Source organism: Nostoc sp., assembly GCF_036916975.1.
Taxonomy (GTDB): domain Bacteria; phylum Cyanobacteriota; class Cyanobacteriia; order Cyanobacteriales; family Nostocaceae; genus Nostoc.
Map to the genome: position 1 here is coordinate 161,091 of NZ_JBALFF010000082.1, position 21,340 is coordinate 182,430.

The 21,340-nt window shown below is 42.2% G+C and carries 17 protein-coding genes; 9 read left to right on the top strand and 8 right to left on the bottom strand.

What is annotated here, in order from left to right; genetic code table 11:
• Nucleotides 1–675: 675 nt before the first annotated feature.
• Nucleotides 676–831 (bottom strand): hypothetical protein, encoded by a 156-nt coding sequence (locus tag V7K73_RS21570; RefSeq protein ID WP_334882883.1) that lies wholly within the window; start codon nucleotides 829–831, stop codon nucleotides 676–678.
• 365 nt (nucleotides 832–1,196) lie between these two features.
• Between V7K73_RS21570 and hemC the strand changes: the two genes are divergently transcribed.
• From hemC to V7K73_RS21595, 5 genes are all read left to right on the top strand, one after another.
• A complete protein-coding gene (hemC, locus tag V7K73_RS21575; protein ID WP_334882885.1) occupies nucleotides 1,197–2,168 on the top strand; it encodes a hydroxymethylbilane synthase in 972 nt (323 codons plus the stop codon).
• 242 nt (nucleotides 2,169–2,410) lie between these two features.
• A complete protein-coding gene (gene glgA / locus V7K73_RS21580; RefSeq protein WP_334882887.1) occupies nucleotides 2,411–3,847 on the top strand; it encodes a glycogen synthase GlgA in 1,437 nt (478 codons plus the stop codon).
• Nucleotides 3,848–4,365: 518 nt separating this feature from the next.
• Complete coding sequence (locus V7K73_RS21585; RefSeq protein ID WP_334882970.1) at nucleotides 4,366–4,983, top strand: phycobiliprotein lyase; 618 nt, start codon at nucleotides 4,366–4,368, stop codon at nucleotides 4,981–4,983.
• Nucleotides 4,984–5,538 (top strand): hypothetical protein, encoded by a 555-nt coding sequence (locus tag V7K73_RS21590; protein WP_334882889.1) that lies wholly within the window; start codon nucleotides 4,984–4,986, stop codon nucleotides 5,536–5,538.
• 357 nt (nucleotides 5,539–5,895) lie between these two features.
• On the top strand, nucleotides 5,896–6,663 hold the full coding sequence (locus V7K73_RS21595) for a phycobilisome rod-core linker polypeptide (protein ID WP_334882890.1): 768 nt from the start codon (nucleotides 5,896–5,898) through the stop codon (nucleotides 6,661–6,663).
• A gap of 507 nt (nucleotides 6,664–7,170) precedes the next feature.
• On the opposite strand, the gene V7K73_RS21600 is transcribed toward V7K73_RS21595, so the two are convergent.
• The 6 genes from V7K73_RS21600 to V7K73_RS21625 form a co-directional block, all read right to left on the bottom strand.
• The gene (locus tag V7K73_RS21600) at nucleotides 7,171–8,091 is read right to left on the bottom strand and encodes an RluA family pseudouridine synthase (protein ID WP_334882972.1); all 921 of its coding nucleotides are present in this window, start codon (nucleotides 8,089–8,091) and stop codon (nucleotides 7,171–7,173) included.
• Nucleotides 8,092–8,336: 245 nt separating this feature from the next.
• A complete protein-coding gene (locus tag V7K73_RS21605; protein ID WP_334882892.1) occupies nucleotides 8,337–8,987 on the bottom strand; it encodes a Uma2 family endonuclease in 651 nt (216 codons plus the stop codon).
• A 151-nt stretch (nucleotides 8,988–9,138) separates the two neighbouring features.
• On the bottom strand, nucleotides 9,139–9,492 hold the full coding sequence (locus tag V7K73_RS21610; RefSeq protein WP_334882894.1) for a DUF952 domain-containing protein: 354 nt from the start codon (nucleotides 9,490–9,492) through the stop codon (nucleotides 9,139–9,141).
• Nucleotides 9,493–9,508: 16 nt separating this feature from the next.
• Nucleotides 9,509–9,889 (bottom strand): KGK domain-containing protein, encoded by a 381-nt coding sequence (locus V7K73_RS21615; RefSeq protein ID WP_334882896.1) that lies wholly within the window; start codon nucleotides 9,887–9,889, stop codon nucleotides 9,509–9,511.
• 118 nt (nucleotides 9,890–10,007) lie between these two features.
• The gene (locus V7K73_RS21620; protein WP_334882898.1) at nucleotides 10,008–10,148 is read right to left on the bottom strand and encodes a hypothetical protein; all 141 of its coding nucleotides are present in this window, start codon (nucleotides 10,146–10,148) and stop codon (nucleotides 10,008–10,010) included.
• A gap of 20 nt (nucleotides 10,149–10,168) precedes the next feature.
• Nucleotides 10,169–11,683, bottom strand: coding sequence for a thioredoxin-like domain-containing protein (locus tag V7K73_RS21625; protein WP_334882900.1), 1,515 nt, complete (start codon nucleotides 11,681–11,683; stop codon nucleotides 10,169–10,171).
• A gap of 65 nt (nucleotides 11,684–11,748) precedes the next feature.
• Between V7K73_RS21625 and glsA the strand changes: the two genes are divergently transcribed.
• Nucleotides 11,749–12,663 carry a glutaminase A gene (glsA, locus tag V7K73_RS21630; protein WP_334882902.1) on the top strand — a complete coding sequence of 305 codons (915 nt, stop codon included), beginning with the start codon at nucleotides 11,749–11,751 and terminating at the stop codon, nucleotides 12,661–12,663.
• On the opposite strand, the gene V7K73_RS21635 is transcribed toward glsA, so the two are convergent.
• Complete coding sequence (locus tag V7K73_RS21635) at nucleotides 12,640–14,103, bottom strand: hypothetical protein (RefSeq protein ID WP_334882974.1); 1,464 nt, start codon at nucleotides 14,101–14,103, stop codon at nucleotides 12,640–12,642. The genes glsA and V7K73_RS21635 overlap by 24 nt on opposite strands.
• 542 nt (nucleotides 14,104–14,645) lie before the next feature.
• Between V7K73_RS21635 and psaA the strand changes: the two genes are divergently transcribed.
• The 3 genes from psaA to V7K73_RS21650 all read left to right on the top strand — a co-directional run bounded on the left by psaA (nucleotide 14,646) and on the right by V7K73_RS21650 (nucleotide 21,237).
• Nucleotides 14,646–16,904: a photosystem I core protein PsaA gene (psaA, locus tag V7K73_RS21640; protein ID WP_334882903.1), complete on the top strand. Its 2,259-nt coding sequence runs from the start codon at nucleotides 14,646–14,648 to the stop codon at nucleotides 16,902–16,904.
• 112 nt (nucleotides 16,905–17,016) lie between these two features.
• Nucleotides 17,017–19,248 (top strand): photosystem I core protein PsaB, encoded by a 2,232-nt coding sequence (psaB, locus tag V7K73_RS21645; protein ID WP_334882905.1) that lies wholly within the window; start codon nucleotides 17,017–17,019, stop codon nucleotides 19,246–19,248.
• Nucleotides 19,249–19,401: 153 nt separating this feature from the next.
• Nucleotides 19,402–21,237 carry a DUF262 domain-containing protein gene (locus V7K73_RS21650; protein WP_334882907.1) on the top strand — a complete coding sequence of 612 codons (1,836 nt, stop codon included), beginning with the start codon at nucleotides 19,402–19,404 and terminating at the stop codon, nucleotides 21,235–21,237.
• Nucleotides 21,238–21,340: the final 103 nt, after the last annotated feature.

Sequence of the window (21,340 nt, forward strand, 5' to 3'; positions counted from 1 at the left end):
ATTTTAGAATGAAATAGCCCTGCCTTTGGGGGCGTGGTTTATATTAGTCTGATAAGCTAAAAAACAAAGAAACTTGCATAACCCTTATTAAATATCTGACTTTTCACGTTATGTGGAAAAGCCAGGAAAAACCTAACCCCCTAACCCCCTTCCCTCGTAGGGAAGGGGGAAAATTCAAAGTCTCTCTCCTTAAAGGATGAGAGAAATAGAAGTGAGGTTTTCCAGATCACCTGAATTGTCAGATTAAATATAACTCTTGTGGGGTGGGCATCCTGGCCGCCCAGTATATGCAAATCTATTTGTGGAACAGCTTATTAATAAGATAATTTCAATTGCTCGACTGACTTTTATTTAGTTTGTCGAAGTACAAGTCAGTCGAACGTCCTACGCCGAAAGCGAGGGGTATTTCATTTTCATCTAGCCCACCTCAGAATGAATTCTGAGTCTAATAGCGAAAGTCATCTAAAGATGACTGAGAAAAGATTCTAGGGGAGCATCCCAATTTTGGCTTAAATCTTTTCCCTCACCCCCAGCCCCTCTCCCAAATATGGGAGAGGGGAGACATAATTCTAGTTCCCCGAATCCCAAATATGGGAGAAGGGGTTAGGGGATGAGGGCTATCAAGGTTATAGAATGAAATAGCCCTACTGAAACCCCGATTAAAACTGAAGTTGCTCACTCTGGTTTCATCTTTAAGCAGCCAAATACCTGTTCTACTGTCAATTTTAAATTAACACCATCTAGAACAGGCAAGCTATCTCCTTCATGACAAAATTCTGGTTGTTGATGTGGTTGAAAAACGAGAACTAAACGGTCATCGGGATCAATCAACCATATTTTAAGCAGTGTAAGATATTGCTGGTAACTCGATTAGAACCCTGTAAAGAGATAATTTCAATTGTCCAGTTCGGAGCAATTAGCACATCATACCTCTGCTACTCCAAAAGTCCTACATTCAGTTTATAGCAGTTTTCAATCGATGCCCCGTATATTTTAATTATATTAGAGTAATAAATATAGTGTCTCTTGCCGTAATAATGCTGAACTAAATAGAATTGTTTGAGATTGCTGTAACAAACTTTAGGTAAAGAATTGTAATCTAAAATCCCAAATCCAAACTCCAAAATTGGTATGAGTCCCTGACTACGGTAGTCTAGATGAGAGTGAATTTCTCGCCTAGTTTGATATATTGTTTTATGACTTCAGTTGTTTCTAGTCCCCCACGCACTATTCGGATTGGTTCACGCAAAAGCCAACTTGCTCTGGTTCAAACCTACTGGGTACAAGAGCAACTCAAGAAAAGATTCCCTGACATCACTTTTGAAGTCCACACCATGTCTACCCAAGGCGATAAAATCTTGGATGTAGCATTAGCTAAGATTGGCGATAAAGGACTTTTTACTAAAGAACTTGAAGTCGGAATGCTCAATCAAGAGATTGACTTTGCCGTTCATTCCCTGAAGGATCTGCCGACTCACTTACCTGAAGGGTTGACATTGGCAGCAATTACTGAGCGGGAAAACCCAGCAGATGCATTAGTAGTGCATGAAAAGCACAAAGATAAACAAATTGATACATTACCAGAAGGTGCGGTAATTGGTACATCTTCGCTGCGGCGGTTAGCACAGTTACGCCATCACTTCCCCCACTTTACATTTAAGGATGTCCGGGGGAACTTGATTACACGCTTGGCAAAACTGGATGCAGGCGAATACGATGCCCTAATTTTGGCAGCAGCAGGATTAGAGAGATTGGGAATGGGCGATCGCGTTCATCAAATTCTCCCCAAAGAAATCTCCCTTCACGCCGTGGGACAAGGAGCCTTGGGTATAGAATGCCGTGCTGATGATAGTGAAGTGCTATCTCTACTCAAAGCGATCGAACACCCCGAAACACGCGATCGCTGTCTCGCCGAACGATCTTTTTTACGCTCTTTAGAGGGCGGCTGTCAAGTACCTATTGGTGTAAATACAGAAATATCTGGTGATAATTTGACCTTAACGGGGATAGTCGCCAGTGTCGATGGTCAAAAGTTCGTAAAAGATACCGTCACAGGCATTGCCAATAATGCCGAAGCGTTAGGCATAGAACTAGCACAAGTGTTGCGGGAACAGGGAGCGCAAGAAATTTTATCAGAAATTTTTGCGGTGATTCAACGCGGTTCCTAAAGGACTGACAAATAAAAAAATATCCAACTATTTATTGTGGGGTGAGTGACACAAACGCCTAGTAATCAAAGGCGCTGATGTTGCCCACCCCACAAGATTGGATAATTTATTTCTTGTCAGTCCCTAAGCAATTGGGCAAGCCGATGTGATTAGATAAGAGTTGATCGCTGTTGCACTCTCATATGTGCCAGACGCGACAAGAGTTAATTTGACAATATAGACTCAGGGAAGCAAAAATTACCATGCGGATTCTATTTGTTGCAGCAGAGGCAGCACCCATTGCCAAAGTAGGAGGAATGGGTGATGTTGTCGGGGCATTACCCAAATTTCTGAGAGAAATGGGGCATGATGTGCGGATATTTTTGCCTTACTATGGCTTCTTACCAGACAAAATGGAAATTCCTAAAGAACCCATCTGGCGGGGAAATGCGATGTTCCAGGAATTTGCTGTTTATGAAAGCGTTCTGCCTGGTACTGATGTTCCCTTGTACTTATTTGGACATCCGTCCTTCCTACCCCGCCACATTTATTCTGGAGATGGTGAAGATTGGCGATTCACATTGTTTGCCAATGGTGCAGCCGAGTTTGCCTGGAATTACTGGAAACCGGAAGTTATGCATTGTCACGATTGGCATACGGGGATGATTCCCGTGTGGATGCACCAAGATCCTGATATCACCACAGTTTTTACCATTCATAATCTTGCTTATCAAGGGCCGTGGCGTTGGTACTTAGAAAAAATTACTTGGTGTCCTTGGTATATGCAAGGACACAACGTTATGGCGGCGGCGGTGCAATTTGCTAATAAGGTAAATACAGTTTCGCCCACCTATGCCGAGCAAATCAAGACACCTACTTATGGTGAAACATTAGAAGGTTTGCTGTCCTTTATTAGCGGTAAATTATCTGGGATTATCAACGGAATTGATACTGAAGTTTATAACCCAGAAAATGATAAATACATTGCCCAAACCTTCACTGCTGATAGCCTGGAGAAACGCAAAGCCAACAAAATTGCTTTGCAAGAAGAAGTAGGATTAGAAGTTAACTCCAAAGCCTTTTTAATTGGGATTGTGACCCGATTAGTAGAACAAAAAGGCATTGATTTGATATTGCAAATCCTCGATCGCTTCCTTTCCTATACAGATGCACAGTTTGTGCTGTTAGGGACAGGCGATCGCTACTATGAAACTCAGATGTGGCAATTAGCATCCCGCTTTCCAGGACGCATGGCAACTTACTTACTGTATAATGATGCCCTGTCTCGCCGCATCTACGCTGGTACTGATGCTTTCTTAATGCCTAGTCGTTTTGAACCATGCGGTATCAGCCAAATGATGTCTTTACGCTACGGTTCTGTACCGATTGTCCGCCGCACAGGTGGATTAGTTGACACCGTAAGCCATCACGACCCCGAAAATGCAGCAGGCACCGGTTATTGCTTTGACCGCTATGAAGCGCTAGACCTTTTCACCTGTATGATCCGCGCTTGGGAAGGCTTCCGTTTCAAACCACAATGGCAAGAACTACAAAAACGTGGCATGGCCGAAGACTTTAGTTGGTATCAATCTGCCAAAGAGTACGTGAAGTTATACAGGTCAATTTACGGTTTGCCAGAAGAAGAGGAGACACCACAACCAGAGTTAGTCTTAAACGAGGCGATCGCTAATAGCAAGTAATAAACCTTTGTAGATATCAGGACTTACGCAAAAACTCTCTCAAACTCTTATTCCTCTGTGTTCTCTGCGTCCTCTGCGGTTCGTTTTTTGGTCATTTTGCGTAAGTCCTAGATATGTAGAGATGTATGCATCTCATTTTTTGAACTCATGATAAGTAACTGGGTCAAATTAAATATAAAACCTCACCCAGCCTCCGGCTTCCCTCTCCAAAGTATCGGAGAGGGATTGAGGGTGAGGTTTTTTCTTATATTTAACTCCGGTTCGCCCCAATTTATCGGGGGTTTATGGGCGCTCAACAAGTGCCTAAAATCACAGTTAACTACTTTTATGAACTGCATACAATTGCAATTATATTAAAACGACATTCTGACATCCTTAATCTTAATTGCTTATTTTTTATAATGGTTACACAAGGAAGTGTGTGGAGTATGTCACAATGTTTATATACTAAAAACTTTAAAAAGAAAAAACTCGCAAAACATCATCCGCAGGAGTAATAAGTAGGAGTTAGAAGATTGATAGACGCAATGGACTTTTTTCACCTAAGTGCTGGGAAGTGGCGATCGCAACGTGCAACTCATCACCTGCCCTTTAAGCGCTCAGAAACAGGAGAATCGGATATACAGGTAGAAACTCTCGATGCCAATCATCCAGAAATCATTGAACTGTGCCAGTATCATCAGATTGACCCCAGCCTGTCAGTAGGCGGATCGCGGGTACAATGGCTAGGAACAATGGCTTGGGATAGAGAAAATGATGAAAACCATCAAGGGAAAACCATATTTGCGATCGTACCTGATGGCGATAACCCAAGAGCGGGTAAATTACTCCGTGAAAGAGGTTACGCCGAAATTATGCCTGTAGTCGGTCTTTTTCACCTGGATGATGAAGATGGGTTAGTGTTGACAACCGAATATGAAACAATGAGTTCCATTGAGAGATTCTGGTTTGCCAGCCCAAATATGCGACTGCGAACCAGTACAGTAAAACGCTTTGGCGGCTTCAGCACTGCATCATTTTGTAGCGAAACCCGCATTGAAACTTCTGTTGAGGCTTCCAACCCAAAAGAAGTAACATCCCAACAAAAGCCCGATGTTCTGGCAAAAAGACAGTTTTATTCAGTTTTGGGCTGGTGAATGATTCTTAAGCAGACCGATGCTTTCACTCGTGGCCGAGATTATCTGCATCAGGTACAGGGGTTTGCCCTAGAACCGGGTATGGTGGATGTGTTCGATAACGTGCGCGATCGCATCCCCATTTGTACTTGGATCGGGGATAATATTAACACCGTTAATGCTCAGATAAACACTTATCTAGAGCTTTGTCATGAGTGCTTTCATCCCCAAGAGCGTCGCCACATCCAAATTTTTGCAGTCCCCATAGCTCAATCCTTCGGCATCGATGGGCTGTGCAACATTCTCACAAACCCAATCACTATTTTGGTAGATGTCGGTCGAGTTGCACCTAGAGACTGGTTTGGCATAGTCATCCATGAATACGCCCATGCCCATCTAGGAGACTTTGGTCACAATCAGCAATTTGCTAGCATCCTATCTCATCTATGTTTAGGACTAGGATTGGAACCACCCTACTGGGAGGCAGGGATGCCAGCAACCTTGCGTAGCTGGCCTCACTGTAAGTCAACCATAGATCCCCTGCAATTTTGGATAGGTCAAGGGAGGAGGGAGTGAGGGAGTGAGGGAGTGAGGGACAAGAATTAATAACCATTCCCCATTGCCTACTCCCCATTAATTTCTTTTGCTATATGTTAAAAATTATTGCTTTATTTCAAAAAGGTGAAACTGAATCTTCTAATCTGAAGTATGTGAACAAAGTTTTTTAGGTAGTTATTAGGCTGAAAGCCGCACTCGCTTTATAGATTAGCTATGGGTTGAGTCCAAGAAGCTAATCTTTGTTTTTTGGAATAGTTAAATTAGCCTTAGTTAAGTTTCGTGAAATTTTATCAGAATCTGAAGTTTTGATACAACTACTCCCTTAATATGTGATCTAAAGTTGTTAACTTTAATTAAGAATATGGAGGCTTTAGAGTGGCAATTCCTCTGTTAACATACGACCCTTCAAGTCAGAACCAGCGTGTAGCTGCATACGAAGTACCGGGTGATGAACAGCCCAGGATTTTTAGTACAGATAATTTGCTTTCTCCGTCAGATTTAGACGTTCTGATTGAAGCAGCATATCGTCAAATTTTCTTTCATGCCTTTGCTGCCGATCGCGAAACATTTTTAGAGTCTCAACTCCGTAATGGACAGATTACAGTGCGGGACTTTATTCGTGGGTTGCTGCTTTCCAATACCTTTAGGAAAAGCTTCTACGACCTCAACAATAATTATCGCTTTGTTGAGCAAGTAATTCAGCGGGCTCTAGGACGCGACCCATACAGTGAACGGGAAAAAATCGCCTGGTCAATTGTAGTCGCTACCAAGGGTATTAGAGGGTTTGTTGATCAAGTCCTCAACACTGAAGAGTACCTGAGCAGTTTTGGAGACTCCACAGTGCCTTATCAGCGCCGTCGCATACTGCCATCTCGCGCTGAAGGTGAGTTGCCATTTAACATCAAATCTCCGCGATACGAAGCTTACCACCGTGCCAAACTGGGTTTCCCCCAAATCATTTGGCAGGTCGAAGTACGCAGATTCCTTCCACAAGAGCAAAAGCCCAAGGCAGGCGATCCGGCTCTATTCTTGTCTATGGCACAAAGTGTCAATGCAACTGGCAATCCGCCACAAAGGATCTCGTCATTCAACATCGATATCGAAAAGTCTGTACCTTATCGGCAACTGGCTGGAATTAAATAACGATTTTTGTTCAACGGCTGTCTAGTACATCCATTTGATCATTTTATAGCGTGCATAAGTCTTGGGTTATGTAGGAGTTTCATTTAGGTACAACTAGTGGAACAAACTGTATCCCATGTCTAATGCACGCTAGTTGTTAAGGGGGATTGGGGATTGGGAATTGGGGATTGGTATAGGTTTTTTCTCAATGCCTATGTTTGTGAAATGGGTCTGCTTTCAGATGTGGGATGAGCTTAGAGACTTTCAAATAAAAAAATACCCAAAAAACTTTCTCCTCCTTATTCCTCTGTGTTCTCTGTGTCTCTGTGGTTCGTTTATTTGAGTAATTTATTTATTGTCATACCAATTCTGTATGAAGATGCGCTAAACCATATTTAAGTACAAGAAAGAAAAACGAACCGCAAAGTCCGCAAAGAACACAAAGAAAGAAAGAAAGAAAGAAAGAAAGAAAGAAAGAAGAAGTTAAGAGGGTTTGGCGCAGCCTCACAAAGAAATGGTATCAGTCCCTTAAAGTACAATTCGTCTTTTTAACATCTCCAAAAGTTTTGTAAAGTGGTTGGGAGGATTTGCTGTCACCTCAATCAACTCTCCAGATATGGGATGCTGCAATTTTAGTCGCCAAGCGTGCAGTGCTTGACCGGGTAAATTTACCCCCACTGAATGACCAGAACTATAAACTCGGTCGCCAACAATGGGATGACCCATTTTAGCGCTGTGGACGCGAATTTGATGGGTGCGTCCAGTTTCTAGTTGAAAGTGGATTAAGGTGAAGTTACCGAGGCGTTCTAGTATTTGCCAATGAGTGACGGCGACTCGTCCGCCTTGTTCAACAGTCATAATAGCCATTTTTTTGCGGTCTTGCGGATGGCGACCAATGGGTAAGTCAATTGTACCACTTTCAACTTTTGGCGCACCGTAAACTACGCCCAAGTATTCTCTGCGTGCGGTTTTAGCTTTGAGTTGGGCTTGTAAGTGATGATGGGCAACTTCTGTTTTAGCGATCGCAATCGCCCCCGTTGTATCCTTATCTAATCGATGGACGATTCCTGGACGTTGAACTCCGCCAATTCCTGGTAAATTGGGGCAGTGTGCCAATAGAGCATTTACCAAAGTGCCATCTGGATGACCGGGTGCAGGATGGACAACTAAACCTGCGGGTTTGTTGAGAATGAGTAGTTGGTCGTCTTCGTAAAGGATATCTAAGGGGATATCTTCTGCAAGGAGTTCTAAAGGTTGCGCTTCTGGTATTTCGAGAGTGATGCGATCGCCTAATTTGACATTAATCTTCTTAGATGTGCAAACTTTGTCGTTAAGTTGGACATTACCCTGTTCGATTAACTGTTGAATACGCGAACGGGATAAGTCTGGTAATTCTTGGGAAAGGTAACGGTCAAGGCGATCGTTGCTTTTAGTGTTGAGGCACTGTATTGTATTCTTAAGAGAAAGCAAGCTAGGTACATCATCCTCTATATCAGAAGAGATGCGATCGCTATTTGTTTGGATTTGTAAATTAAATTCGGTCACAATTGCTCTAGATTAATTCCCCTTCTTTAAGTAAAGCGCGGAATCCTTTAAAAGGGCGGTTAGAAATCTTGTATACCCAGGTAAAACTTTGATTTTACCTTAGTCCACAGAGGCGGATGAGAGTTTATCTACCCGCGAATTGTATTCCCTTAGCTGTCTTGTATTTGTTCTCTTACCGATTGTCGAAATGCTCTAAGTGCTGAACTCATTCCTGTAGTTCGCGCCATTTCCACAAATCGGGGAATCAGTTCTGTGATAGAAAAAGTGGGAAATGTGGGGCTGATGAGAGACTTCACATATTGCTCACCTTGCAGCAAGCTAATTTCTAGGTTTTTGCTTTCATATCGCCAAATTTCAGGTACTTTCAACGCCTGATAAGCACTAATTTGGGTTTTAGAGGTGACATCAATTTCAATCGCCAAATCAGGAGGAGGATCAACAGTTAGGTCGATCCTATCTTTCCCAATCATTAGCTTATAGTTTTGAATATAAAAACAATCATCGGGTTCAATACCTGCACTTATATCTTTTCGTTTAAAGTTAGTTGAACCTAAAGATTCCCAATTGAGATCGAGTACATCTAGCAAGGCTTTCACTAAATCTCCGATAATTACCTTAGATCGCTCATGTTCTGGTAATGGAGCCATAATTTCTAATGTTCCTTGGCTGTATGCTACTCTACACCCGCGATGCTCCCCTAACTCGTTGATAATTGCTTCAAATACTTGCCAACTCACATCTTCCAGGATTATTCTCTGTCCTGGTGGAACTCGAATTTGTTTGAGTTGAAGAGTAACCATAGGATGTTATTTGTTAAATAATTTCATTTTTACTCAAATTTGAGATCAGCGAAAAGGGAATTTTTTCAAATTCGATGTAGCAAATGCCCAAAAAGCGATCGCTTAAATTCTTTTCATCTCTTCTTCTCCGTGTCCTCCGCGCCTCTGCGGTTCATAATTCTAAATTTATAACTTCTTGCGGTAACTCAAATAAACCATCTTCTCCAGCTTCAAAATCAATCACTTGATACACAGCATCAATATTTAATTCACCATAAATATGAGGAAATAATTCGCTTATTTCAGCAAGTTCATAGCGAATTTCAGCTTGTACTTTATCAGAATCAATAAAAAGTATTACCAATTGTTTTTGATTATCAAAAAATTTCTTTGCAACCTTAAGTATTTGCGTTGATTTTGAACAATGTATAAAACCTTCACTCTCTAACGAATCAGCGCGATATCTACCGATGTTTTTTGCTTGTTCCCATTGTTGGCGTTTGGTGATGTGTAGGATAGTATTCATGTTGTTTTTATCAAGATTATTTTATCTCAAGAGGTTCATCTGGATGAAATTCAAGACATACATTATTTCGTTTATGGCTATTAGGATATATAATTATTTTAATTTCTAATTTGCCTTTTTGCCAGCCTTTACCATCAATTTTAAGAACCTGACAATCTTTAACAGCATTTAGTTTAATTTCACTAAAGGGTATGGACTCGTCTCCAACAGAGATACTACCAAACAAACTACCAACTGAATCATTGTTAATTCGACTTTTATATGTACAAATCTCCTGATGCCATTTTTTTATAAAATCTCGTATAACTAACTCTCTTAATTTACTTACTTTATAAGTATCTTTCTCCAATAAAATGACATCATCTCCACAGTCTAGAGGAATGAATTTATCTTTCATAGCAATATTTATACTGACAATTCAAAGTTGCCAGTCTATAATTTCTACTAAATTATATTGTGATTTAATTAACAGTTCTTTAGTATAAATACTGAAGTATGAACTGTAAAGAAACAATCTAAGCAGCATCAAGCGATCGCTCAACAACATTTCTAAATAAGTTACGAACAAAAAGATCCCCGACTTCTTTAAGAAGTCGGGGATCTGAGCCTCTTGGTGTTTGCGAAATTACTCCTAGACATAGAGCTTTCTTTTGCACCTTTGCGTGAGATTATGATTCTATAAATTCGGTGGAATACATACATCTGGCGAACATAAACCAGGAAATTCGAGCGTTGTCACCTCAAGAGTATTCAAATCTACGCAACGAATAGCATGGTTATTAGTATCAGCAATATATAAATATGAACTTAAAATACTCAATCCCGAAGGTTCAAAAAACCGAGTGTTTTTACCCTGACTATCTTGTAAGCCACTAGTACCATCTCCTAAAACTGTTTGACAATTCCCACTGGCACTAACTAATTTAATTTTGTGATTGTAAGTATCTGCTACCCACAGAAAATTATTAGCATATTCTACTCCTAAACAATGTTGCAAACGAACATCTTCACCTTCTCCATCTACATCGCCAAAACCAAATAAACCTCCACTACCGCAAACAGTTCGCACTTGATAGGGTTCGACAATTCCCACACCGCGAATTGAGCTAACTTCACTGTCAGCAATATATAATTCATTCCCATCTGTGCTGATACCGCTAGGTTGAGCAAAGGCAGATTCGGTAAGTGAACCATCAATACAAGCTTCTGCACCAGTACCAGCATAAGTTCTGATGATGCTAGTTTCTAAATCCATTTGCCAAATTTGATGAGGCCCAGCCATTGCAATAAACAAGGTATTTCCCACTTTCACTAAATCCCAAGGAGAATTTAGCGCGGTTTCTAAACCAGCACCGCCATGAGGATGGATATTGCGGCTTTGTTCACCTGTTCCTGCGATCGCTTCTACTACTTGGCGCTTCAAATCAACCCGCCGTAGGGTGTGATTTTCTGTATCAGCAACATAAAGAATCTCATTTTCGGCATCATAAGCTATTCCCTGTGGTGCAAAAAATTCCGCTTCGTTAAAAGTACCATCAGTTAAACCTGATTTTCCAGTACCAATTAAGTGCAAAATTTCCCCATCAAAGCTACTCATAATCAGGCGATGATGTCCAGAGTCAGCGATGAATAAACCCACTGGAGTAGCTAGAACTTTACCAGGAAAAGCTAGAGGTGTGATTAATGGTTGGCGCTGTTTTTCTAAAGTCAAGCTGATTTGTTGGAAATTAATTGTACCTTTGTCTTGATGTTGCTGAATTAACTTTTGAATCAACTCATCTAAAGTGTCACGGTTTCCTTCACCAGAAATCTGGCCAATCACGTAACCTTCTGGATCAATAATTATTAATGTAGGCCAAGCACGCACAGCATACTCTTCCCAAATCCGAAAACCGATGTCAACTACAACTGGATGTTCAATGTCGTAACGTAGGATAGCTTGGCGGATATTTTCTGTTTCTTTTTCGTTGTCAAATTTGGCGGAGTGAACGCCGATAACGGTAAGGCTATCTTGATATTTTTGTTCTAAATATTTCAGGTTTGGCAGAATATGCAGACAATTGATGCAACAGTATGTCCAAAAGTCTAGAATTACGACTCTACCCTTGAATTGTTTAAGAGACAAGGGTTTTTCTGTGTTGAACCAAGAGTGATTTTGCGGTAATGCTGGCGCTCTGACACGGGGAATCATAAAGTATACTTTGCTCTTAGAGGATGTTTATATCCAAATAAATAAACTTTTAGAAAATTTACACTTTGAAAAGACTTGACAAACTAACCACTACAGACATATCAGCGTGGATACAACAAGCTAAAATTCAGGCGAAACAGGAGCGAGTTAACGATCGCATTCCGCAATTAGCTTTAGCTAATCCTGGTTGGTTTGCGGTTCACATCTGCTGTAAATCAGGAAAAACTATCAACTTTGGGGATACAGCTTGTGTTTTCCCGCTAATGAGCGTTATTAAGGCATTTTCCTTACTTTATCTGCTAGAACATTTTGGCGCAGAAACGGTTTTTGGCTGGGTTGGGGTGAAACCATCGGATGCACCTTTCAATTCTTTAGAGCAGTTGATTGCCGATCGCGGATACCCCCGTAACCCCATGATTAATAGTGGAGCAATTACTGTCGCTGATAAATTACCAGGAAAGGACGCTAATCAACGCACTTTGTTATTTTGTCAATGGCTCAATCAATTAGCAGGTTGTCAACTATATTTAGATGAGGTAATGCTGGCTTCAGTGCGATTAACCCGATCAAAAGCTAATGAAGCGATCGCACACTATCTTACCGAAACAGGTCATCTAGAAAATTTGGAAACAGCACTTGACACTTATAACCAAATATGTTCTATATCTGGGAAAGTTGAAGATTTAGCTCTGTTAGGAAAACTCCTAGCTTGTGAAAATGGCAGTTTATCACCACAAAACCGCCGAATTGTCAACGCTGTGATGTTAACTTGTGGACTCTATGAAGCTTCTGCCGAGTTTGCAGTCAAAGTTGGTTTACCGATGAAATCAGGGATTGGTGGTGGACTTGTAGCAATAGTACCAGGTGAGGGAGCGATCGCTTGCTACAGTCCCGTGTTGGATAATATCGGAAATCCGGTAGGTGCGATCGCATTTGTTGAGACTTTAGCGCAAGAGTTACAGTTGAGTGTCTTTGGTTAACTCCGCTTTTTCTGCTTCGGGAGCGCTTATTTTAGGTAACGGCGTTGATTCAGGAGTTGGTATTACCTCTGGCTGTGGTTCTGGTGCAGGAGACTCGATAATCTCTGGTAGTATAGGGGGCAAACTAGGAGATGTCTCAACTGGTGCTTGTGGGGTTGAAACTTTACCAGCCCGACGGTTGAAAAATCCGTCCAATTTAGGTTTTGTTGTCTGAGGCGCAATTTTTTTAGGTAACGGCGTTGATTCAGGTGTTGGTGTTACCTCTGGCTGTAGTTCTGGTGTTGGCGTAATTATTTCTGGCGATGTTGGGGACAATGTAGGAGATGGGACAGCCGTTGGAACTTCCAATTTTGGTTGTTCTGGCTTGGTTAGCTCTGTTTTGGATTCTTTGGGAATTTCAGTTTCAGGAATCGGCTGTTTTTCTAGCTTCGGTTGTATTTCGGGTGTTTTTTCAACAGAGGGCGTAGGTGTGAGTCTATAATTCGGATCTACAATGGAGCGCACCTCATCTGCTGTCAGTTCTCCTCTGACAATTCTCGACAAAGTATCTTTACCCTTGGGCTGGTAGTCAATCAATCTAACTGTAGTATTAAAGGCATTTTTGAGAGAATTTCCCTGATTATCGAGAAATTCCAGTTTTACCCAGTTTTTACCAGGTTTAAAGCCTTTAAGATAAACGGCTTGCCAGCGATCGAAAATAAAGCTTTCACCATTAATTGTGGAACGGATACGCCAATCACTGAATTCGTCGTTAGGGTTTTCCTTGCCGACGAGGTGTAGAGGCGCGTTAGTTAGGTAAAAGTCCAGTAAAATTGGTTCTGCTCCGTAGCTGCTTTGAGGGCGGCTATAAGTTAGCAGGGGTAACTTGATATCTGGATTGTTGTCGTCGGTTTTGGTGAAGACGTGAAATGTTGTTTGGGCATAAGCGCCTTCATTCTTAAAGCTTTCATGCCAAGGACGCGAGGCGAACACCCGCAAGGTATGAGTCCCTGGAGACAAGTCTGGCAAAACCAAAGGCTGATTCAGGTCGTAAACAGGGATATAAGGTTGGTTATCTAGAATTACGTGTAGATGGGGCCCCAATTGTAATTGTGAGTCCTTAAATATTGGTAGATCCTTAACCTGAAAACTGGCTGTAGCTTTGTTGTCTTGCAGAATTTCATCGGATCGGGGAGTAACAATTGTCACTTGTGGCTGATAAACTTCCAAAATTGTCCGCAGTTCTTGGATCACAGATGGTGGGGAAACTTCGGAAAATTGCTTTGAAATTTGAGAAATCTGTGGAGGGTTTTCTCTATAGTCAGTAGATACTTCCTGGCTACTCACTTTATCGCCACAACTGGTCAAGCTTAATACCAGCACCAATGTCATTACCCACCTGAAAATCGGTAACTTCTCAGGGAGGAGCTTCTCTAACACTCTTTTTTGCCACGAGTTCATGCGTTGCACCCAGTGATCCTCTTCGAGAATTTACAGATTATTTTGGCTCAAACTGTCCATCTGGGACTATAGCCCAAAAGGTGAAATCTGCCTCAAATCCGATAATTTTTCTTGTGTATCTCCGAAAATTCTAAAACAAGTCATATTGTTTACAGCTTTTTTCTCACAACAATGGAAATATGACACAAATGTTCATAAGCAATAGCAGCCAAAGCTGGAACATCGGCTCATACAGCCAAACTATAAAATTTGCAAATTGTTATTCTTTGTAAATTAAATGGATAATCTATTGACTTTTGTCCAAAGGCTTTGAAGTTAAAAGGCAGTTAAGGCAGTAATTCCAGCAATATTTCAGCAAGTTTGAATTATTGTTAAAATATCTCCAACTATCTCCAACAAAGTACAAGTTAAGACTCTATAATTCAACGAGAAACAACAATCCACATCGGTCTTCATCGCGGCTTCAGCAAAATGGAATTTGCGGTAATGGTTAAGTTTGTGGTATTCATGATTCCTCATTCCTTATCAAGAGAGGAGGTCGAATGACAATAAGTCCTCCGGAGCGAGAGGAAAAAAAGGCAAGAGTAATCGTCGATAACGATCCAGTTCCAACCTCATTCGAGAGATGGGCGCAACCTGGACACTTTGACAGATCCTTAGCCAGAGGTCCCAAAACCACCACATGGATTTGGAACCTGCACGCACTCGCCCATGATTTTGATACACATACAAGTGATTTAGAAGACATATCCCGGAAGATATTCTCAGCCCACTTCGGCCACTTAGCCGTAATAATGGTTTGGTTGAGCGGGATGATTTTCCACGGCGCGAAGTTTTCTAACTACGAAGCTTGGTTAAGCGATCCGTTGAACGTTAGACCAAGTGCTCAGGTCGTTTGGCCCATTGTGGGACAAGACATTTTAAATGGTGATGTTGGCGGTGGTTTCCACGGTATTCAAATCACCTCTGGTTTGTTCCAAGTGTGGCGTGGCTGGGGGATCACAAACTCCTTCCAGCTTTACGTGACTGCGATCGGTGGCTTGGTATTAGCAGGCTTATTACTATTTGCCGGCTGGTTCCATTACCACAAACGCGCTCCCAAACTGGAATGGTTCCAGAATGTGGAGTCAATGCTGAATCACCACTTGCAAATATTGCTAGGTTGTGGTTCCTTGGGATGGGCAGGTCACATAATCCACGTATCCGCACCGACCAACAAGCTTTTGGATGCAGGCGTTGCTCTTAAAGACATACCCTTGCCCCACGAGTTCATCTTGAACAAAGACTTGTTGACCGAGTTGTATCCCAGCTTTGCTGCTGGTTTAGCACCTTTCTTCACCTTGAATTGGGGTCAGTATGCTGACTTCCTAACCTTCAAGGGCGGTCTAAACCCAGTAACAGGCGGCTTGTGGATGACTGACATTGCTCATCACCACTTAGCGATCGCAGTTATCTTTATCATTGCTGGTCACCAGTACCGTACCAACTGGGGTATTGGTCACAGCATTAAAGAGATCCTGGAAAACCATAAAGGTCCTTTCACTGGTGAAGGTCACAAAGGTCTCTACGAAAACCTGACCACATCCTGGCACGCTCAGTTGGCTACTAACCTGGCCTTCTTGGGTTCGCTGACCATCATCGTCGCGCATCACATGTACGCGATGCCCCCTTATCCATATTTGGCAACTGATTATGCTACACAGTTGTGCATTTTCACCCACCACATGTGGATTGGTGCATTCTGTATAGTCGGCGGTGCGGCTCACGCTGCCATATTCATGGTGCGGGATTACGATCCAGTTGTGAACCAAAACAACTTACTGGATCGGGTGCTTCGTCACCGAGATGCGATTATTTCTCACCTTAACTGGGTCTGTATCTTCCTCGGCTTCCATAGCTTTGGACTTTACATCCACAACGATACAATGCGTGCTTTGGGGCGTCCCCAAGACATGTTCTCTGATACTGCAATTCAATTGCAGCCAGTGTTTGCCCAGTGGGTACAAAATATCCACACCCTAGCTCCTGGTGGCACTGCTCCCAATGCGCTAGAACCCGTTAGCTATGCTTTCGGCGGTGGGATTTTGGCTGTAGGCGGAAAAGTAGCGATGATGCCCATTGCTTTGGGTACGGCGGATTTCTTAATCCACCACATTCACGCATTCCAAATACACGTTACTGTCCTAATTCTGCTCAAAGGTGTACTGTTTGCCCGTAGCTCGCGTCTGATTCCAGACAAAGCAAACCTGGGCTTCCGCTTCCCTTGCGACGGTCCTGGTCGTGGCGGTACTTGTCAAGTATCAGGTTGGGATCATGTGTTCCTCGGACTATTCTGGATGTACAACACAATATCCATTGCAATTTTCCACTTCAGCTGGAAGATGCAATCAGATGTCTGGGGAACCGTAGATGCAGATGGTGCTGTGACTCACATCACCGGTGGTAACTTTGCCCAAAGCGCCATCACCATCAACGGTTGGTTGCGAGACTTCTTGTGGGCGCAAGCAACACAAGTCATCAATTCCTACGGCAGTGCGCTGTCTGCCTATGGTCTACTCTTCTTAGGCGCTCACTTTGTCTGGGCATTCAGCTTGATGTTCCTGTTCAGTGGTCGCGGCTACTGGCAAGAACTGATTGAGTCCATTGTTTGGGCGCATAACAAACTGAAGGTAGCACCAGCAATTCAGCCTCGCGCTCTGAGTATTATTCAGGGTCGGGCTGTAGGGGTAGCTCACTACCTCTTGGGAGGAATTGCCACAACTTGGGCGTTCTTCCATGCACACATCCTTTCAGTAGGGTAGCAATCAGCAAAATTTTGGATTTTGGATTTTAGATTCAATCCAAAATCCAAAATCTAGAATCCAAAATTGAACTGATACTTGATGGCTAAAGGTCAGAGGATTTATTAAACCTATGGCGACGAAATTTCCCAAATTTAGCCAGGATCTCGCACAGGACCCGACTACTCGTCGGATATGGTATGCGATCGCTACAGGCAACGATTTTGAAACCCATGATGGCATGACGGAAGAAAATCTTTACCAAAAGATTTTCGCAACTCACTTCGGTCACTTGGCAATCATCTTCCTGTGGGCATCCAGCCTCCTGTTCCACGTAGCCTGGCAAGGTAACTTTGAACAGTGGATTAAAGATCCCCTTCACATCCGTCCGATCGCTCATGCGATTTGGGACCCCCACTTTGGTAAACCAGCGATCGAAGCTTTTACCCAAGCTGGCGCTAGCAATCCGGTAAATATTGCTTACTCTGGTGTTTACCACTGGTGGTACACCATCGGTATGCGGACAAACAGTGAACTGTACACAGGTTCAGTATTCCTGTTGTTGTTCGCAGCTGTACTCTTGTTTGCTGGCTGGCTGCACTTGCAACCCAAGTACCGTCCTAGCTTGGCATGGTTTAAGAGTGCTGAACATCGCCTAAACCACCACTTAGCAGGTTTGTTTGGTGTTAGTTCTTTGGCTTGGGCTGGTCACTTAATTCACGTTGCTATCCCCGAAGCTCGCGGACAGCACGTAGGTTGGGATAACTTCCTATCCACCCCACCCCACCCAGCAGGTTTGGCACCTTTCTTCACCGGTAACTGGGGCGTTTACGCTCAAAACCCTGACACCCCTGGGCATATATTCAGCACATCTCAAGGTGCAGGTACTGCAATTCTGACTTTCTTGGGTGGTTTCCATCCCCAGACAGAAGCTTTGTGGCTGACTGACATAGCTCATCACCACTTGGCGATCGCAGTTATCTTTATCGTTGCCGGTCACCAGTACCGGACTAACTTCGGAATTGGTCACAGCATCAAAGAAATGCTGAACTCCAAATCCGGTTTAGTACCTGGTAGCAAGAGTGAAGGTCAGTTCAACCTGCCTCACCAAGGGTTGTACGACACCTATAACAATTCACTGCACTTCCAGTTGGGTATTCACCTAGCTGCTCTAGGAACCATCACCTCTCTGGTGGCACAGCACATGTACGCCATGCCTCCTTACGCATTTATTGCTAAGGACTACACAACTCAGGCAGCGCTGTACACGCACCATCAATACATTGCTGGTTTCCTGATCCTTGGTGCTTTTGCTCACGGAGCTATATTCTGGGTACGTGATTACGACCCAGAACAAAACAAAGGCAACGTCCTTGAGCGCGTGTTGAAGCACAAAGAAGCGATTATCTCCCACCTTAGCTGGGTATCCCTTTTCTTAGGCTTCCACACCCTCAGCTTGTACGTCCATAACGATGTAGTCGTTGCTTTCGGTACTCCTGAAAAGCAAATCTTGATTGAGCCAGTATTTGCCCAGTTCGTTCAAGCTGCTCATGGTAAAGTACTGTACGGTTTAGACACCTTGTTGTCTAACCCAGATAGTATTGCCAATACAGCATGGCCAAACTACGCTAACGTCTGGTTACCAGGCTGGTTAGATGCCATCAATGCTGGTACTAACTCCCTGTTCTTGACAATTGGCCCTGGCGACTTCTTGGTACACCATGCGATCGCTTTGGGTCTGCACACCACCACCTTGATCTTAGTCAAAGGTGCTTTGGATGCCCGTGGTTCTAAGCTGATGCCCGATAAAAAGGACTTCGGCTATGCCTTCCCTTGCGACGGTCCCGGTCGTGGCGGTACTTGCGACATCTCAGCTTGGGATTCCTTCTACCTCGCTACATTCTGGATGCTTAATACCCTTGGTTGGGTTACCTTCTACTGGCATTGGAAACATCTAGGTGTTTGGCAAGGCAACGTCGCTCAGTTCAATGAGAACTCTACATATCTCATGGGCTGGTTCCGCGATTACCTTTGGGCTAACTCTGCTCAGTTGATTAACGGTTACAACCCTTACGGGGTGAATAACTTGTCTGTCTGGGCTTGGATGTTCTTATTTGGACACCTAGTTTGGGCAACTGGCTTCATGTTCTTAATCTCCTGGAGAGGTTACTGGCAAGAGTTGATTGAAACCCTTGTTTGGGCGCACGAACGTACTCCTCTAGCTAACCTAGTTCGCTGGAAAGATAAGCCCGTGGCTCTGTCTATCGTTCAAGGTCGTGTAGTTGGTCTAGCTCACTTCACTGTTGGCTATGTCTTGACTTACGCTGCATTCTTGATTGCTTCTACTGCTGGTAAGTTTGGTTAATTCGGCTGCTAGTTTTGTAGATAAGTAATAGAAATCCCCTGCCGCAAGGTGGGGGATTTTTTTAATAAATCTAAGTAATAACTACGCACAACATTTCGTCTTATTCGTTACATTAATAAAAGAAGATACGAGCTTTGTATAAAAATTATGACTATGCAGCCTGAAAGTACATCTTTAGGAGATTTGTTTTGTCGTCGAATTCCTTTTAAAGTACCCAAATATCAAAGAGCTTTTGATTGGGAGCAAGAAGAAATTGATGATTTTATCAAAGATTTACTAGTGTTATATAATGCAAGAAAAATTAATTCTAGTCAGCCAAGAAAACATTTCTTTGGTGGCTTAGTAAGCATAAAACAACATATACCCAACAGTTATACGGGAAATCTTTACGATTTGGTTGATGGCCAGCAAAGGCTAGCAACTTTTACAATGACAATTGCTTCTCTTGTTAAGGCATTCGAGTCACTTGCTAATGAAGCTGAACTTGAAAAAGATACAGAAACCTCGCAAGCAGCTAAATCTTATGCGAGTACAACAAGAGATGAATACTTAGAATACAAAGAAGTAATAAATAACCAATTAAAGCCGCGTCTTCGTCTTACTCTCTCAAAAGCCGATTATGTCTTTTTTGAAGACTTGATAAATGGTCGCAGTCCTAAATGTTCACGAGATTCTCATAAAAAATTACAATTTGCATGGGATTCTATTAGGACAAATCTTATTGCTAAAATACTGAATGAGATTAGTAAATCTAGTGTCTCTGATAAACTTAATTCTCTTCTACAATTACGAAAATCTGTTATTGAGGATTGTTATGTAATTTATATCGTTAGTGAGGATAGAAGTGAAGCTTACAGGTTATTTGCGGTACTAAATGATAGAGGGAGAGAGTTGAGTGATGGAAATAAGCTTCGCTCAGATACTCTTGAATTACTCGAAAAACACGAGAGAGAACAAATACTTGCAGAAGATAACTGGGACACAATACTTAGCTATCCAGCAACAGAAGTGGAGCAATTTTTTAGAAATTACTATGCATCTCATCATGGTAAGGGTGCAGCCAAGAGAAATTTAGCAGATACATTTCGAGATGATATATTTAAGGTTCCACCGGGACTTGTTTTAGATATTTCTCAAACTGAAGAAGCTAAAAAACTATCTCATACTATTTCTGATATAAAAGATGAGCAACAAGTTTTTATAGAAATATCAGAACGACGGTGGCCTTACCGAGATGGTACTGCTTCAGACTGGCAACAGGAAAGACTACAACGTTTAATAAAAGTATTAAGGCATACACTTTGTATACCACTTTTACTTAGTGCATACCATTGTCTTTCGGAAAGCGAATTTATAGAAATTATAGACATTTTAGAACGCTTTGCTTTTCGCTATATTACTATTGTAGGAGGACACGCTGAAAAAATATCTACAATATATTATGACCACGCAAAGTTGATTAGACAAGCACCGCAAGAATATAAAATTCCTACCTTAAGAAATGAATTAAAAGCAGTACAGGAAAAGTATGCTCCTGATGAAATTTTTGAATCTCTATTAATACAAAAATTAAGCTATCAAGATAACTCTTCCAAAAAGATAATTATCAGACACTTTTTAACTACATTAGAGGATCATGTTGAGTGGTACTCTAATGGCGCTAATGGTAAACCAAAACCAAATGAAATAAGTATTTTTGATCTAAGCAAAGTTACTATAGAGCATATATATCCGCACAATGCTAGTAGTGCTTCAGTAATGGAAGACCTTGAATTGTTGAAGAATGACATTGGGAATCTGTCTTTTTGGCCAGGACGTAACAATAATAGTGCAGGTAATAAGTCATTTGCTGAGAAGAAAAGTCTTTACGAACAGTCAAATGTAACACTCAATCGAGAGCTAGCAAAATTTCTTGACTGGGATAAGCAAAACTTCCAACAAAGGAGAAATAAATTACTAAAGATGGCGAAAAAGATTTTTACTGTTTAGACATGAGTCAGCCAGCGTACAATCAAATCAACTATTTAAGTTTTTACCACAATGCCCAGAGTTATACTATCTCTCTCTAATGAGGAGCGATCGCTTTTGGAAG